The sequence below is a fragment of the Actinoplanes sp. NPDC051346 genome, assembly GCF_040682215.1.
Taxonomy (GTDB): Bacteria; Actinomycetota; Actinomycetes; order Mycobacteriales; family Micromonosporaceae; genus Actinoplanes.
Genome location: NZ_JBFBAJ010000009.1, coordinates 15,007 through 31,156, shown reverse-complemented (window position 1 = coordinate 31,156; position 16,150 = coordinate 15,007). Strand labels below are relative to the sequence as shown.

Sequence of the window (16,150 nt, the reverse complement as noted above, 5' to 3'; positions counted from 1 at the left end):
CAACGAGTGGACGGGAGCCGGCATGACGGAGATCGGCCTGCGCTTAGTGCGCGACGAGGACCTGGACGCCATCTACGACCAGATGCGCGATCCCGAGGCGGTCCGGATGGCGGCGTTCACCGCCGAGGACCCCGACGACCGGGTCGCCTTCGACGAGCACCTGGTCCGGCTGCGGACGTCGCCGGAGATCAAGCTGCGAGCGGTCACGGTCGACGGCGAGCTCGCCGGGACGATCGCGAGCTTCGCCGTCGGCGACGACACGGAGATCACGTACTGGCTGGGCCGGGACTGGTGGGGCCGGGGCGTCGCCACCGCCGCCGTCCGGATGTTCCTCACGACCGTCCCGGTGCGTCCCATCACCGCCCGGGCCGCGAGCGACAACGCCGGCTCGCTGGCGGTGCTGCGCAAGGCGGGTTTCCGGGTGGTCGGCAAGGAGGTCGCGTACGCCACGGCGCGCGGCCGCGAGATCGAGGAGACCGTGTTACGCCTGGACGGGCCGTAGGATCACCGGATGGTGATCGTCGTCCCCTACCACCAGGACGAGCGGCTCCCCGGCGACCTGCTGCCGCTGCCCGACCGGGAATCGGTCCGGGTGGTCGATCCAGTGTTGCCGCCGGGTGATCTGTGGACCCGCCTCGCCGCCCTCGACGACGCGGTGGCCGCCGAGGTGTCCGCCGCCCCCGGCCCGGTCACAGTCGTCTCCGGCGACTGTCTGCTCGCGGTCGCCGCCCTCGCCGGCGCTCAGCGTGCCGGCCTGGACCCGGCACTCGTGTGGTTCGACGCGCACGGCGACGTGCACACCATGGCGACGTCCACGTCCGGCTATCCGGGCGGGCTCTCCCTGCGGCTGGCCATGGGCGGCGATCCGGGGCTGCTGGCCGACCGCCTCGGCCTGCGGCCGGTCGCCGAGGAGCGGGTCCTGCTGGTCGGCGCGCGCGACCTCGACCCGCCCGAGGTGTCCTTCCTGGCCGCCAGCCGGGTGCGCCGGACGACGGTCACGGGCCTGTCCGCCGCCGACGCGCCGGAGGGCCCACTGATCGTGCACGTCGACCTGGACGTGGTCGACCCGGCGGAGCTGCCGGGCCTGCTCTTCCCCGCCCCCGGTGGCCCACCGGCGTCCGAGGTGGTGGCGGCGGTGCGGCGGTTGCGCGCTACCGGTCGGGTCGCGGTTCTCGACATCGCCTGCCCGTGGCAGCGAACACCCGACCCGGCGGGTCGTACCGCCCTGTTGGACGCGTTGATTCCCTAGCCCGAAGATGGATGCCGGTGCCCCGCCGCGATGGCGGGACACCGGCATCCGGCCCCTCGAGAACGTTTCAGGCAGCCCGGTCAGGCGCGGGCGCGGGCGGGCATGGTCGCGCGCTGGGCGGAACGGCTGCGCGTCCGCAGGCGCAGCAGCAGGCCGACGCCGAGGAACATCAGCACCGCGCCGATGATCAGACCCGGTCCCAGCAGGGAGGGTGTGCCACCGTTGGACGACGCCGGGACCCCGGCGAGGTTGTCGCGCTCACGGCTGGGTTCGGGCGTGGCCTCCTCCTCGTCCTCGGAGGCCTGCTCGGCGTCGCTCGCCTCCGGCGATGGCGATGGCGACGTGGTCGCGCCCTTCTGCCCGATGACCGGGCTCAGCCCGGAAGCCTCCTGCAACAGGGTGCCCCTGGCGCTGAACGCCTGGGACGCGAAGGCGACCTGTCCCGTCTCGGCGTCGTCGTCGACGCTGATCCGATAGCGGGCGGTGACCGTGCTGCCACGGCACAGCTCGCCCGGGTCCACCTGTTCGTCGGTGATCCGCGCGATGTCGCCGTCGCGCTCGACGCGGACGGGGAAGTCGTCGTCGTTCTCCACCCGTTCGACGTCGACCTCGTCGAGGTCGGGGCCCTGCACCCGCAGCACCAGCGACCACCGCACCTTCTGGCAGCGGCGGCGGTCGCTCGACGCCACGACGGTGAGGGTCCGGCTCTCGGCGCCCGCCCCGAACGTCGATGGCAGCTCGGTGATGCGCACCTCGATGCCGGGTTCCACCGCGGTGGCCCGGCCGGGAAGGGCAAGGGTCGCCACGGCCACGGCCAAGGCGGTCGCCGCCAGCGCAGCGCGATGCCGCACAGCAATCAACTCCTTACGGAACGTCATCTAATGACCCCCATCGGAAGGTAGTTCGGCGCAGCGGCCCGAAAGGTTCACGCCGGGGCGAGGATCACTGCGACCGGCATATTTTCTTTCGCTGCCCTTAAGGTGCTTGCGGCGACGTATCCCCAGCTCAGAGACTTCTCCCCGGATCTGGTTAGCAGAGTTGCGCAAACTTGTCGGCAAAGAAGTGCCCGAACGTTCATCCGATCCCGGCCGCCACACGTAGATGGGGGAGGGCAGGGACCGGCAGCAACGCACCGTGAGGAAAGGAAGGACCCACCGGACCGCCCGACAGTAATGAGCGCGGGGCATCCCCCACGGATGCCGACGTCTGCGAATGCCCACGACGGACGCCTTGACCGCTGCGGAGAACGAGGAGCCATGGCCCGGACGAAGACGAAAGAACGATCCACCGCGCGGGTGGACGTCGAGATGGGATCCACGGGTGGCCCGACCCCACCCTCCAAGCTCACCGTCGCCCTGTTCGGCACGTCGATCCTCGCGGCGATCTGGGCCGTGATGATGCTCATCCCGGCCGGACGCGTCGCGTACATCTACATCTTTATGTACCTGGAGTTCTACATGGGCGTGGTGTCGCTCGTGTCGCTCTCCATCACGATCATGGTGGGACTGGTCTCCACCGACCGCCTGGTCCTCTCGATCCGCCAGCGCCTGCTCCTGCAGTCCGCTCACCGCACGACCGGTGTCCTGGCGATCTCCGCCCTCGGCGTGCATGTCTGGACCAAGTTCGCCGGCGAGCACATCGGCCTGATCGATATTTTCGTCCCGTTCCTGTACCAGGGCGTCAACAAGACGTACGTCGGGTTCGGCACGATCTCGGGCTGGATCATGGTGATGGTGATGTGGACCGGCATCGCCCGTGCCCGGTTCATCGGCCGTGGCAAGCCGTGGATGTGGCGCGCCGTGCACAGCGTCTCCTACCTGATGTGGCCGATCGCCCTGCTGCACGGCCTCAACGCGGGCCGGCTCGCCGACACCTGGGTCAACGTCAGCTACGTCATCTGCGTGCTGGGCGTGCTCATCGGCCTCGCGGTCCGCATCGCCGTCAGCCTGAACCGCCGCAAGGACTTCGCCTCGCAGGCCGGCACGGCCGGCGGCACCGGCGGCATGAAGCCGGTCGGCAAGCTGGCGCCCGCCGGGCCCATCGCCAAGAGCCGGGGCGCCCGCAAGCGGCTCGACGACCCGATGGTCTCCGACCGCGGCAACGCCGTCGACTCCTGGGTGCCCGCCGCCCCGCCCCGCCCCGCGGCCGCCGCCGAGCCCGCCGCCCGCTCGGTCAGCCCGGCCGCGCCCGTTAGCGCCGTCCCGGCACCCGGGCGCCGTCCGCGCCGCCAGGTCGACGAGGACGAACGCGCCCGCCGCCGGCGCGACTTCGACGACGCGCCCACGCAGCGCTGGGAGTTCGAGGACGAGGACGACATGCCGGCGGCGCGCTCCCGCTACGCCGACGACGCCCCGGCGCCGCGCCAGCGCCGCGCCGCCGAGGCGGAGCGGTTCGACGAGCCGACCCGGCCCATCTCGCGCCGGGCCCTCGAGGAGGACATGCGTCGTTACGACGAGGACGAGGTCCCGGCCCCGTCCAGCCGGCGGCGCCGCCACTACGTCGAGACCGACCTCGCCGAGGAACCGGCCCCGCGCTCCCGGGGCCGCCGGTACGCCGGCGAGGACGACGCCGTGCCGGTCCCCCGGGGCCGCCGGGGGCCGGACGACGACCTGCCGCCGTCGCGCTACGCCGACGACGAGCCGGTGCGGCCGCGCCGGTACCCCGACGAGGACCGCTACGACGACGCCTACGACGACGACCGGTACGAGCAGTCCCCGCGGCGCCGCACCGCCCGGTACGCCGAGGAGCGCCCCCCGCGGGAATCGCGGTCCTCCCGCTACGTCGAGGAGGACGACGACGCGCCCCGGGCCCGGCGCGACCGGGGCGCCGACGTCGACCGCGCCGACTCCGGGCGGCACAGCCGCAGCGAGTTTGTGGACCTGGCCGGTGGGCCGGAGCCGGCCCGGCCGGCCTACGACGATCCGAACTACCTGGAGCCCGACGAGACGCCGACGCTCGTTGACATGGCGCAACGCCGGGCTCGCAAGGCGACACAGCAGGAACCCGTGCGGACGGGATCGGGCCGGGGGGCCCGCCGAGGATCCCGCACCCGCCCGACCGAAGATGCGGCTGACGACCGGTACTGGGCGCAGCTGCGAGGGGAAGCACAGTGATGCAGCACAGGGGATCAATCAGGGGACGTCGCGGCGGCGCCGCGTGGAGCGGGGCGTCGGCGTGAGCGGCGGCAAGGTGCCGCCCGTCACCTCGATCGGCACGCCGCGGCTCACCGCGGGTTTCGACGAGTACGGGCGACTCGACCTCGTGGCACACCAGGAGGTGCACGGCGGATTCGCGGCCCTGTCCAGCGGAGAGCTGATCGGCCTCGCCGACCGGATCGAGCTGCGCGGTCGGGGCGGCGCGGGATTCCCGTTCGCCCGCAAGGTGCGCGCGGTGCTCGACTCGTGCCAGCGCCAGGATCTGCCGCCGATCATCGTCGTCAACGCCACCGAGGGCGAGCCGCCCTCGTGGAAGGACAAGGCGATCCTGACCCGCGCGCCGCACCTGATCCTCGACGGTGCCGCGCTGGCCGCGGCCGCGCTCGACGCCGAGGAGATCGTGATCGGCGTCGCCGACGACGGCATCGGCCAGGACTCGCTCGCCGCGGCCCTCGCCGAGCGCCGGATGCCGGTGCCCACCCGGATCGTCACCGTGCCGCACCGGTTCATCTCCGGCGAGGGCGGTGCCCTGGTCCGCGGCATCAACGGCGAGGCGCACATCCCGCCCGGGCGCAAGGTGCGCTCCAGCGACAACGGCGTCGCCGGCCTGCCCACCCTGCTCTCCAACGCGGAGACGTACTCGCAGCTCGCCATCGCGGCCCGGCTGGGTCCGTGGGACTACAACGCGGTCGGCATCCCCGAGGAGCCGGGCACGGTCATGCTGACCGTCGGCGGCTCGTCGACCGCCCCCGCGGTGGTCGAGGCACCCACCGGCACCCCCCTCATGGAGGTGCTGGAGATGTGCGGCGCGGACATCGGTCCCGGCCTGCTCGTCGGCGGCTACCACGGCAAGTGGATCAGCGCCGAGGCCGCGAAGACGGTCACCATCTCGCGTAAGGGCTTCGCCAAGGTCGGCGGCACCCTCGGCGCCGGCATGCTGATCCCGATCGGCTCGCAGACCTGCCCGCTCGGCGAGGTCGCCCAGGTCGTGCAGTACCTCGCCGGCGAGTCCGCCGGGCAGTGCGGCCCGTGCCGGCTCGGCCTGCCCGACCTGGCCCGGGCGGTGACGCTGGTGGCGCTCGGCGGCAGCGCCCTGGAGAACGTGCGCCAGGCCGCCGGCGTGGTCAAGGGCCGCGGTGCCTGCAGCCACCCGGACGGCACCTCGCGCTTCGCCCTCTCGGCGCTCGAGGTCTTCGCCCGCGACGTCGAGCTGCACGCCAACGGCGAGGGCTGCGGCAAGCAGGTCCGGGGCATTCTGCCGCTGCCGTACCACCAGCAGCAGGGCGCGCGGAAGCTGGCGCTGGACTGGTCGCGCTGCGACGGGCACGGGCTCTGCTCGGCCGTCGCCCCCGAGATCATCCGGCTGGACGCGAACGGCTTCCCGGCGTTCCCGCAGACCCCGCTGCCGCCGTGGCTGGAGAACGGCGCGCGCAAGGCCGTCAACGTCTGCCCGGCCCTGGCGCTGCGGCTCACGGAGGCGGGCAAGAAGTGAGGGTCAGGGTCCTGCTCGCGACGGCCGCCGCACTCGCGGCGGCCGGCTGCGGCACCACCGCGTCGCCCGCGTCGCCGGCCGGGCCGGCGCCCGCCGCCGCACCGGCCTCCACGGCCGCACCGGCTTCCAAGGCCGCGGCGGCAGGGGCCGCGGCGGCCGCGGTCACGGTGCCCGCGTCGCTCACCTTCACGGGCCGGACCCTCGACGGCAAACCCTTCGACGCCTCCACCCTGGCGGGCAAACCCACGATCCTGTGGTTCTGGGCGCCGTGGTGCGCGACCTGCGCCAGCCAGGCGATGTCCATCGCCGACGTCCGCGAGGAATACGGCGACCGCCTCAACATCCTGGGCATCGCCGGCATGGGCGGCAACAAGGAGATGCACGAGTTCGTCTCCGACCTCGACGTGGGCTCCGTGCCCCACCTCGACGACGAGCCCGGCGTCCTCTGGAAGAAGTTCGGCATCACCGAGCAGAGCACGTACGTGATCATCGATCGCGCCGGCCGGACGGTCGTCACCGGCTACCTCGACGATCTGCAGCTGACCTCGCGGGTCAAGACGCTGGTGGCCTGAGGCGTGGAGGCGCCGCTGCTGCTCGCGCTCACCGCCGGGATGCTCGGTGCCGTCAACCCCTGCGGCTTCGCGCTGCTGCCCGCGTACCTGTCGGTCCTGGTGGCCTCGGACTCGCCGCGCTCGGGTCTCGCCGCCGTGGGCCGGGCCTTGCGCTGCACTGCCGCGCTGACCCTGGGCTATGTCACGGTCTTCGCCGGCTTCGGCCTGATCCTCATGCCGATGGCGGGGTGGCTGCAGCCGCGCCTGCCGTGGCTGACCGTGGTCTTCGGGATCGGGCTGGCGCTGGTCGGCGGCTGGCTGCTCGCGGGCCGGACGCTGCCCGCGCTGGGCCGGGGGATCCGGGCGCCGCGCCTGACCGGCTCGGCGGCGTCGATGGTGCTCTTCGGCATGGCGTACGCGGTGGCGTCGCTCGGCTGCGCGATCGGGCCGTTCCTCGCGCTCGTGGCCTCGAGTCTGCGCGCGGGATCCGTCGGTGCGGGCATGGCGCTGTTCGTCAGCTATGCCGCGGGCATGGGACTGGTCATCGGCGTCACCGCGATCGCGGTCGCCCTGGTGCGGGTCTCGGCGGTCGCCCGGCTGCGGCGGGCCGCGGCGTTCGTGCCCCGGGTCGGCGGCGCCGTGCTCGTCGCCGCCGGAACGTACGTGGCCTACTACGGCTGGTACGAACTGCGCCTCGCCGCGGACCTGCGGGCCGCCGGCCGGGACCCCGTGGTCAACCTCGCCGCGGACGTTCAGCGGGCGCTGAGCGGTCTGGTCGGCCGGCTGGGCGCGGGCTGGTTCGCGCTCGCGCTGGCCCTGCTCGTGCTGGCGGCATACGTGTCCCGCCGCCGCGCCTCGGCGGGGAGCTGATCGATCGTGGACATCGCGGACCGCGCGGACCCGCTGCGCCGGGGCGACCCCCGGTGGCTGGGCGACTATCAGCTCATCGGCCGGCTCGGCTCGGGTGGCATGGGCGTGGTCTATCTGGCCGAGGAGCGCGACGGCGCCCTCGTGGCGATCAAGCTGATCCACGCCTCCCTGTCCCACGACCCGGAGTTCCGGCACCGCTTCCGCAGCGAGGTGGAGCGCGCCCGGCAGGTGCCCTCGTTCTGCACGGCCGAGGTGCTCGACGCCGATCTCGACCACGATCCGCCGTACCTGGTGGTCGAGTACGTTGACGGGCCGAGCCTGGCCGACGTGGTGGAGCAGCGGGGTCCGCTGCGGTCCGCGGCGTTGCACTCGCTGGCGGTCGGGGTGGCCACGGCGCTGTCCGGCATCCACGGCGCGGGTGTCATCCACCGCGACCTGAAGCCGGGCAACGTGCTGCTCGCGCCGGGCAGCCCGAAGGTGATCGACTTCGGCATCGCCCGCGCCTTCGAGGCGACCAGCCAGCACACGCGCACCGATCAGATGGTCGGGACGGTGGCGTACATGGCGCCGGAGCGGTTCTCGTCCGGGCCGGGCACGTCGCTGACCGCGGCGGCGGACGTGTTCGGGTGGGGGTGCGTGGTCGCGTACGCCGGCACCGGCCGGACGCCGTTCCACGGCGATTCCCCGCCGGCGACCGCCGCCCGGATCCTGACCCAACCGCCGCAGCTGGAGGGCCTGCCGCGGCCGCTGCGGGACCTGGTCGCCCTCGCCCTGGCCAAGGAACCCCGGGACCGCCCGACCGCGCGGGAACTGCTGGACATGCTCCTGGGCGACCGTCCCGCCGTACGTCCGACGGCCGTCCCGTCGTCGTGGCCCGACGCGCCGGTCGCCGTCGCGCCGGACCTCGGCCCGCCACCGGTGCCGGCCCGCGGCGGACGGTCCCGTGGGCACACCCTGCTGGCCACTCTGGCGGTGTTGCTCGTCGTCGCCGGCATCGTCACCGTCGGCCTCGTCGTGAACGCCGGCGCCGGGAGCCGCGCGCCGACCGCGACAGCTCCCTCCGCGGAGGGAGGCGAGGGGGGCGGAGAGCCTTCCCCGGCCCCGACCTCGCGGGCGCCGGCGCCCGACGAGGAGGAATCGGCCTCGCCGGCGCCGGAACGGTCGCGGGAGCCGACCGGCGGCAAGCGGATCATCCAGGATTCGCTCGCCCGTCCCGGGCAATGGTTCGACAGCCAGACCCGCGAGGGGGACGCCCGGTGCGTCACCCGCGGTGCGCTGCGCGCCGAACTGGCCGTCAGCGGCGCCTTCCAGTGCCTCGGACCCACCGACGAGATCCGGGATGACGTCGGCGTCGAGGTGACCACCGCCCTGCTGGCGGCCGGGAGCTGCGCCGCCGTCTGGTTCCACTGGGACGACGATCGCGGCGGGCACGTCCTGGAGGTCTGTCAGGACGAGATCTCCGTGGCCACGGAGACGCCGGCGCGGCGTACGGTCCTCGAACGCGTACGGTTAGACGAACGCGTCGCCCTGCGCGAGACGACCCGGATCCACCTCGTGGTGCGCGAGGGGGAGGCGCAGGTCTTCCTCGACGGCGGGTTCGTCGGCGGGTTCGCGTTGCCCGCCGGCGGCCCGGACACCGGGCAGGTCCGGCTCGGCCTGAGCACGCGGGAGGACGACGCCGACCCGCCGTACGCGGTCACCTTCGCCGACGTCGACATCCGGGCCCTGCCGGCCGTGGAATGAGCCGAGGTGTCGGTTAGGCGGCAACCGGCGGATGGGCCTTCGCGGGCAGTGACATCGCCCGATAGGGTTCCTCCCTGTCGGGGGTGATCACCCGCGCCCTCGCGGCGTGGGAAGGGCGGCGAACGGGCCGCCGGTGGCGTAGGAGCAGCGAGCATGGCGGACGAGCGGACGACCCCGCTGCGCCCGAACGACCCGCGCCGGCTCGGGCGGTACGAGCTGCTCGGCCGGCTGGGTGAGGGCGGCATGGGCACCGTTTACCTGGCGCGGGCCGACGACGGTCTGGTGGCGGTCAAGATGGTGCGCGCCGATCTGGCGACCGACGACGCGTTCCGGCGCCGCTTCCGCAGCGAGGTCGCCCGGGTCCGGCAGGTGCCGCCCTTCTGCACCGCCGAGGTGCTCGACGCCGATCCCGACCACGAGCAGCCCTACCTGGTCGTCGAGTACGTCGACGGGCCGAACCTCGGCGAGGTCGTCGAGAAGCGCGGCCCGCTAACCGCCGCCAACCTGCACGGCGTCGCGATCGGCGTGGCGACGGCGCTCACCGCGATCCACGGCGCCGGGATCATCCACCGCGACCTGAAGCCGCGCAACGTGCTGCTCGCCCCGGGCAGCCCGAAGGTCATCGACTTCGGCATCGCCCGGCCGCTGGAGGCCACGAGCGGGCACACCCAGACGGGCGAGATGGTCGGGACGGTCGCGTACATGGCGCCCGAGCGCTTCGGCGACGAGTCGACGCTGCTCACCCCGGCCGCCGACGTCTTCGCCTGGGGCGCGGTGGTCGCCTTCGCGGGCACCGGCCGTACCCCTTTCAACGCCGACTCGCCGCCGGCGATCGCCGCCCGGATCCTGACCCGCCCGCCGGACCTGACCGGCCTGAGCGGGCCGCTGCGCGACCTGGTCGCGCACGCCCTGGAGAAGGACCCGGCCGACCGGCCCACCGCCCGCGAACTGCTCGACCTGCTCGTGGCGGGCCCGCGGCAGTCGGCTCCCGCCGCGGCGGCGCTGGCTCACCAGCCGGGCCTGCGCGTCGCGGCGCAGGAGGCGCAGGCGGTCACCGGCTATCACGACGCCCGGCAGCTGACCGCGCTCGCGCCGCCGCCCGAGTTGGTCGGATACGCCGAGGACTCGATCGTCACCCAGCCGGTGCCGGCCCCACCGGCGACCCCGTTCCGGCGCGACCCGCACCCCCGGCGGCCCTGGGCCCTGCCCGTGGCGGTGGCCCTGCTGGTGGCCGCGCTGTTGGCCGCCGGCGGGCTGACCGCGGCGTTCTGGCCGAAGGCCGTGAAGAGCGCCGGCGCGGCGGCCGAGAAGGAGAATCCCGGGGTCGGCGCGGCCGCGACCCCGACCGCGACCCCGCCGCTCATTGCGGACTCGTTGCGCCAGCCGCGCCTGTGGCAGACCTCCGACAATTCCGGCGAGAAGGCCTCCTGTTCGTTCCGCGACGGCCTGGTCGTGCGCCGCCAGAAGGCGGGCGTCTTTCGCTGCCGGGGCCCGGTGGAGGCCGTGCCGAACGACCTGCGCATCGACGTCGGCGTGCGGATTCTGACGCCGAAGAGCTGCGCCGCGATCTGGCTGCGCTTTCGCGAGAACCGGGGCTATCAGGTACGCGTCTGCGAACGCAACGCGTACGTGAGCACCCACAAGTCGTCCGTCGTCGAGGTGCTCAAGACCTTCCCGCTCGACGGCACCCCGCTCACCGTCGGCGCGCCCACCTCGAAGGTCACCGTGAGCGTTGACGGCGGCATTCTCGAGGTCCTGCGCGACGCCAAGCCGGTCGGCAGCATGCGCCTCACCGACCGCGACATCAAGAGCGGAAGCCTGGTGCTGGGCATCTTCAACGAGGAGTACGCGCCCGCGACCGGCCCGTACGAAGTGGCGTTCACCGACGTCGCCGTCTGGCCGGTGCCCTAGGGGGTATCCGGCGCCGCGAGGGTGCCGATCGAGGCGAGCGCGGCGTCGCGGTCGGCGCCGAGGCCGCTGAGCAGGCTCGCGAACATCGGCACCAGGACGTGCTCGACGCCGTCGTCGCCGAAGTAGCCGCCGACGTCGAGCATCACGTAACCGTGCATGGCGGTCCACAGCTGGCTCGCGATCGCCCGCGGCTCGGCCGGGCGCAGCCGTCCCTGCTCCACCGCGCGCCGGGCGGCGTCGACGATCTCGTCGAACGTGTACCGGCCGCGCTCGCGCTCGTCGGCGGTCCGCGGCCGGTACGAGCCCAGGGAGGCGGTGCCGAACATGACGGCGTACAGGTGGGGGTTCTGCCGGGCGTGGACCAGGTAGGCGCGGCCGAGGCCGGCCAGCTCGGCGATCGCGTCGTCTGTGGCCGGCACCTCGACGAGCAGCGCGGCCAGCCGGGCGAAGCCCTCCGCGACCACCGCGTCGGCGAGATCGGCCATGGAGCCGAAGTGGGTGTACACCGCCATGGTCGACGTGTCGGCCTCGGTGGCGACCCGGCGCAACGTGAGCGCCGAGGGGCCCTCCTCGGCGAGCAGACGGGCGGCTCCCTCGAGCAGGCGCACGCGCACCGCGGGGTTGGCACGGCGTTCGGTCACGGATCGATCTTAGTGCTATAGCAATTGATATAGCAGATGCTAGCGTGGCGGCGGAGGTGTCCTTCATGACTGAATGGGACGCGATCGTCATCGGCTCCGGCCTCGGCGGGCTCACCTGCGCCGCCTACCTCACCGCCGCCGGCAAACGCACCCTGGTGCTCGAGCAGAACCAGGTGGCCGGCGGCTGCAGCCAGGTCTTCCGGCGCAAGGGCAACCGCTACGAGTTCGACGTCGGCATGCACTACATCGGGGAGTGCCACCCCGGCGGGCGCATGACGACCGCCCTTCGCGGCCTCGGCCTCGCGGACCGGATCGAGTTTCGCCAGCTCGACCCCGACGGACACTCCACCCTGGTCTTCCCCGATCTCACCTTCCGGGTACCCAGCGACTGGGACACCTACCTGGCCCGGCTGATCGAGGCCTTCCCCGACCAGCGGCGTGGCCTGCGGCTCTGCGTCGGCATCCTGCGCCGGATCGGCGCCGAGCTGCGCACCGCTGTGCTGCCCCGGCGTTCCCTGCGAAGCCTCCTGCGGTTCGCCCGCACGGCGCCGACCGTCGCCACCGCCGGACAGCTGCCGCTGACCTGGCTGTTCGCCGCGTGCCGGCTCAGCCCCCTCGCCCGCGCGGTGATCGTCGCCGAGTCCGGCGACTACGGGGCCCCACCGTCGCGAACCTCGGTCGCACTGCACGGCGGCTTCCTCGACCACTACCTCACCGGCGGCGCCTGGTATCCGCGAGGTGGCGGCCAAGTCGTCCCCGCCCACCTCATCGACGTCATCCAGACCCACGGCGGCCGCGTACGCACCAAGGCCCGCGTCACCCGCATCCTCACCTCCGACGGCGCGGTCGTCGGCGTCGAACTGGCCGGAGGCGAGACGATCCACGCCCCCATCGTGGTGTCGAACGCCGACCTCAAACGCACCTACCTCGACCTCGTCGGCCCCGAGCACCTGACGCCGGCCACCGTCGCCCGGGTAGAGGGCTACCGGATGGCGCTCCCGCTGTTCAGCGTCTACCTCGGACTCGACATCGACCTCGCCGACCGCCTGCCGAACAGCACCTACTGGTGCTACCCGCACACGGACGTCGAAGGCGCCTACCGCGACGCCTACGAGGGCCGGATCCCGGACGAGATGCCCATCTTCCTGACCTCGGCCACCACCAAGGACCCGGGCAACCCGCACGCCGCCCCGCCCGGACACAGCACACTCGAGGTGATGTGCCTCGCCCCGCAGGGCACGTTCTGGCCCGGCGGCGACGGATACCGCCAGGACCCGGACTATGTCGCGCTCAAGGACGCCCTCACCGAGAAGCTGATCGACCGGGCCGGCACCCTGATTCCCGACCTGCGCCAGCACATCGTCTGGCAGGAGGCGTCCAGCCCGGTCACCCACGAGCGGTTCACGCTCTCCAGCCTCGGCTCCTGCTACGGCATCGAAATGGCCGCCGACCAGATCGGCCCCCGCCGGCCGGGCCCGCGCACCGAGATCGCCGGCCTGTGGCTCACCGGCGCCAGCACCACCTGGGGCAACGGCATCGTCGGCGCCGTCAGCAGCGGCCTCGGCACGGCCGGAGCGATCCTGCGCCGTCCGCTCAGCGCCGAGGTCAAGGCCGGCGCGGTCATCGCCGACCCCGCCAAGCTCACGCCGATCGGCCCGGGATGGGACCCGCTCGCGGCGTCCAAGCCCAGCTCTCCGCTGCGCCGCCAGTCCCGCGTCGCCGCCGAATAGCGACCACAGCACCCGCCCGCCCATGCGCGGGCATCTGCTTGTGCGTGGGTGTCTGCTCGTGCGCGTCCGTCGGTCCGCGCGCTCGTCGGTCCGCGCGCTCGTCGGTCCGCGCGCTCGTCGGTCCGCGCGCTCGTCGGTCCGCGTCCGCGCCCGAGGTGTCGCGGGTGGACACGTTGGGTGCCCACCCGCTTGCGGAGGCGGCCGCCGAGGCGGCACCGCCGCGGTCAGTCCTTGGTGAGGCCCGCGCGGCGCAGGGCGTCGGCCATCGCGCCACCGTTGAAGCTGGTGCCGCCGGAGCCCTGGCCACCCGAGCCCTGCCCGCCGCGGCGCTGCTGGCCTGCGCCCTGGCGCTGGCCGCCGCCCTGAGCGGGTCGGCCACCGTCCCGGCCGCCGGCCTGCCGGCCATCGCGGCCGCCCTGCCCGCCTGCCGGGCCGCCTTGGCCGCCCGCCTGGCCGTCGCGGCCACCCTGCCCACCTGCGCGGCCGTCGCGGGCGCCCTGCCGGGCGTCGGCGGCGTCGCGAGGGCCGGCAGGGCGGGCGTCGCGGCCGCCCTGGCGGGGGCGGTCGCCGCCGGGACCGCGGCGGTCGCCGCCGCCCTGGCGGGGTTCGTCGGTGAGGCGCATGGTCAGCGAGATGCGTTTGCGGACCTCGTCCACCTCGACCACGCGAACCTTGACCACGTCGCCGGACTTCACGACCTCGCGCGGGTCCTTCACGAAGGTGTTCGACAGCGCCGACACGTGGACCAGGCCGTCCTGGTGGACGCCGACGTCGACGAACGCGCCGAACGCCGCCACGTTGGTCACCACGCCTTCCAGGACCATGCCCGGCCGTAGGTCGGCGATCTTCTCGACGCCCTCGGCGAAGGTGGCCGTGGTGAAGGCCGGGCGGGGGTCGCGGCCCGGCTTCTCCAGCTCGCGCAGGATGTCGGTGATCGTGGGAAGGCCGACGGTGTCGGTGACGAACCGCTCCGGCTTGAGCGCGCGCAGGATGGGGCTGTTGCCCATGGCGCTGCGCAGGTCGGTGCCGGCCGCGGCGAGGATCGTGCGGACCACCGGGTACGACTCCGGGTGCACGCTCGAGGCGTCGAGGGGATCGTCGCCGTCGGGGATGCGCAGGAAGCCGGCGCACTGCTCGAACGCCTTCGGGCCGAGCCGGGCGACCTTCTTGATGTCCTTGCGGCTCTTGAACGGGCCGTTGGCGTCGCGGTGCAGCACGATGTTCTCGGCCAGGCCCGCGCCGATGCCGGAGACCCGGGTCAGCAGGGGAGCGGACGCCGTGTTGACGTCGACGCCGACCGCGTTGACGCAGTCCTCGACCACGGCGTCGAGGGAGCGGGACAGCTTCACCTCGGAGAGGTCGTGCTGGTATTGCCCGACGCCGATCGAGCGAGGATCGATCTTGACGAGCTCGGCCAGCGGGTCCTGCAACCGCCGGGCGATGGAGACCGCGCCGCGCAGCGAGACGTCCATGCCGGGCAGTTCCTGCGATGCGTACGCCGAAGCCGAGTAGACCGACGCACCGGCCTCCGACACCATGACCTTGGTGAGGCTCAGCTCGGGATGCCGCTTGATGAGATCGGCCGCCAGTTTGTCGGTCTCGCGCGACGCCGTGCCGTTGCCGATCGCCACCAGGTCGACGTTGTGCTGCTTGGCGAGCTCCGCCAGCGTGTGGATCGACGCGTCCCACTTGTTCTGCGGGACGTGCGGGTAGATCGTCGAGGTGGCCACGCATTTGCCCGTGGAGTCGACGACGGCCACCTTCACCCCCGTACGGAATCCGGGGTCGAGGCCCATGGTGGCGCGCGTGCCGGCGGGCGCGGCAAGGAGCAGGTCGCGCAGGTTGGCCGCGAAGACCCGCACGGCCTCGTCCTCGGCCGCCTGCCACAGCCGCACCCGCAGGTCGGCGCCGAGGTGGATGAGGATGCGGGTGCGCCAGGCCCAACGGACCGTGTCGAGCAGCCACCGGTCGCCGGGGCGGCCGTGGTCGGCGATGTCGAAGCGGCCGGCGACCGCGGCCTCGAACGCCGGCAGGTCGGCCTCGTCGGCGGTCGGCTCCATCGTGAGGTCGAGGACCTCTTCCTTCTCGCCGCGGAACATGGCGAGAATCCGGTGCGAGGGCAGCTTGGTGAACGGCTCCGCGAAGTCGAAGTAGTCGGCGAACTTCGCGCCCTCGGTCTCCTTGCCCTCGCGGACCTTTGCCACCAGCCGGCCGCGGGTCCACATCCGCTCGCGCAGCGCGCCGATCAGGTCGGCGTCCTCGGCGAACCGCTCCACGAGGATCGCCCGGGCGCCGTCGAGGGCGGCGGCCGCGTCGGCGACGCCCTTGTCCGCGTCCACGAACGCCGCGGCCTCGGCGCGGGGGTCGCGCCCGGCGTCACCGAGCAGCAGGTCGGCCAGCGGCTCCAGGCCAGCCTCGCGGGCGATCTGGGCGCGGGTCCGGCGCTTGGGTTTGAAGGGCAGGTAGATGTCCTCGAGGCGCGCCTTGGACTCGGCGCCCATGATCTGGGCCTCGAGCGCCTCGTCGAGCTTGCCCTGCGACCGGATCGACTCGAGCACGGCGGTGCGCCGCTCCTCGAGCTCGCGCAGGTAGCCGAGCCGCTCCTCCAGCACGCGCAGCTGCTGGTCGTCGAGGGTGCCGGTGACCTCCTTGCGGTACCGGGCGATGAAGGGCACGGTGGCGCCGCCGTCGAGCAGCTCGACGGCCGCGGCGACCTGGCCCTCACGGACCCCGAGCTCCTGGGCGATGCGCTGATGGATGGCTGTCGTCACGCGCACGATTGTCGCCCAGGGGTCCGACACTTGTCGC

General features: G+C 73.4%; 12 protein-coding genes. 9 read left to right on the top strand and 3 right to left on the bottom strand.

Going from position 1 to position 16,150, the window contains the following annotated elements:
• The first annotated feature begins 22 nt into the window (after positions 1-22).
• Together AB0M36_RS22480 and AB0M36_RS22475 are read left to right on the top strand one after the other, a co-directional pair.
• Positions 23-502, top strand: a complete 480-nt coding sequence (locus AB0M36_RS22480) for a GNAT family N-acetyltransferase (RefSeq protein WP_364160483.1) — start codon at positions 23-25, stop codon at positions 500-502.
• Between the two features lie 9 nt (positions 503-511).
• A complete protein-coding gene (locus tag AB0M36_RS22475) occupies positions 512-1,249 on the top strand; it encodes an arginase family protein (protein ID WP_364160481.1) in 738 nt (245 codons plus the stop codon).
• 80 nt (positions 1,250-1,329) lie between these two features.
• Here the strand turns inward: AB0M36_RS22475 and AB0M36_RS22470 are convergent, their stop codons facing one another.
• Positions 1,330-2,100, bottom strand: coding sequence for a hypothetical protein (locus AB0M36_RS22470; protein WP_364160479.1), 771 nt, complete (start codon positions 2,098-2,100; stop codon positions 1,330-1,332).
• 405 nt (positions 2,101-2,505) lie between these two features.
• Between AB0M36_RS22470 and AB0M36_RS22465 the strand changes: the two genes are divergently transcribed.
• The 6 genes from AB0M36_RS22465 (at position 2,506) to AB0M36_RS22440 (ending at position 10,971) form a co-directional block, all read left to right on the top strand.
• Positions 2,506-4,362, top strand: a complete 1,857-nt coding sequence (locus tag AB0M36_RS22465; protein ID WP_364160477.1) for a translation initiation factor III — start codon at positions 2,506-2,508, stop codon at positions 4,360-4,362.
• Positions 4,363-4,423: 61 nt separating this feature from the next.
• The gene (locus tag AB0M36_RS22460; protein ID WP_364160475.1) at positions 4,424-5,896 is read left to right on the top strand and encodes an NADH-ubiquinone oxidoreductase-F iron-sulfur binding region domain-containing protein; all 1,473 of its coding nucleotides are present in this window, start codon (positions 4,424-4,426) and stop codon (positions 5,894-5,896) included.
• Positions 5,893-6,468, top strand: a complete 576-nt coding sequence (locus AB0M36_RS22455) for a redoxin domain-containing protein (protein WP_364160473.1) — start codon at positions 5,893-5,895, stop codon at positions 6,466-6,468. Before AB0M36_RS22460 ends, AB0M36_RS22455 begins: the two co-directional genes overlap by 4 nt.
• 3 nt (positions 6,469-6,471) lie before the next feature.
• Positions 6,472-7,317, top strand: coding sequence for a cytochrome c biogenesis protein CcdA (locus AB0M36_RS22450; RefSeq protein WP_364160471.1), 846 nt, complete (start codon positions 6,472-6,474; stop codon positions 7,315-7,317).
• A gap of 6 nt (positions 7,318-7,323) precedes the next feature.
• The gene (locus AB0M36_RS22445; RefSeq protein ID WP_364160469.1) at positions 7,324-9,060 is read left to right on the top strand and encodes a protein kinase; all 1,737 of its coding nucleotides are present in this window, start codon (positions 7,324-7,326) and stop codon (positions 9,058-9,060) included.
• 153 nt (positions 9,061-9,213) lie between these two features.
• On the top strand, positions 9,214-10,971 hold the full coding sequence (locus AB0M36_RS22440) for a serine/threonine-protein kinase (protein WP_364160467.1): 1,758 nt from the start codon (positions 9,214-9,216) through the stop codon (positions 10,969-10,971).
• Here the strand turns inward: AB0M36_RS22440 and AB0M36_RS22435 are convergent.
• Entirely contained in the window at positions 10,968-11,612 is a 645-nt protein-coding gene (locus AB0M36_RS22435) for a TetR/AcrR family transcriptional regulator (RefSeq protein WP_364160465.1), read from the bottom strand. The two genes, AB0M36_RS22440 and AB0M36_RS22435, sit on opposite strands and share 4 nt — an antisense overlap.
• A gap of 65 nt (positions 11,613-11,677) precedes the next feature.
• Between AB0M36_RS22435 and AB0M36_RS22430 the strand changes: the two genes are divergently transcribed.
• Positions 11,678-13,342 carry an NAD(P)/FAD-dependent oxidoreductase gene (locus tag AB0M36_RS22430; RefSeq protein WP_364160463.1) on the top strand — a complete coding sequence of 555 codons (1,665 nt, stop codon included), beginning with the start codon at positions 11,678-11,680 and terminating at the stop codon, positions 13,340-13,342.
• 224 nt (positions 13,343-13,566) lie between these two features.
• Here AB0M36_RS22430 and AB0M36_RS22425 read toward each other — a convergent pair whose 3' ends face one another.
• The gene (locus AB0M36_RS22425) at positions 13,567-16,113 is read right to left on the bottom strand and encodes a Tex family protein (RefSeq protein ID WP_364160461.1); all 2,547 of its coding nucleotides are present in this window, start codon (positions 16,111-16,113) and stop codon (positions 13,567-13,569) included.
• Between the last annotated feature and the right edge of the window lie 37 nt (positions 16,114-16,150).

Excerpts from the sequence above, each read along its gene's own strand:
- AB0M36_RS22480 (WP_364160483.1), top strand. The coding sequence starts at position 23 with ATGACGGAGATCGGCCTGCGCTTAGTGCGCGACGAGGACCTGGACGCC.
- AB0M36_RS22475 (WP_364160481.1), top strand. The coding sequence starts at position 512 with ATGGTGATCGTCGTCCCCTACCACCAGGACGAGCGGCTCCCCGGCGAC.
- AB0M36_RS22465 (WP_364160477.1), top strand. The coding sequence starts at position 2,506 with ATGGCCCGGACGAAGACGAAAGAACGATCCACCGCGCGGGTGGACGTC.
- AB0M36_RS22440 (WP_364160467.1), top strand. The coding sequence starts at position 9,214 with ATGGCGGACGAGCGGACGACCCCGCTGCGCCCGAACGACCCGCGCCGG.
- AB0M36_RS22430 (WP_364160463.1), top strand. The coding sequence starts at position 11,678 with ATGACTGAATGGGACGCGATCGTCATCGGCTCCGGCCTCGGCGGGCTC.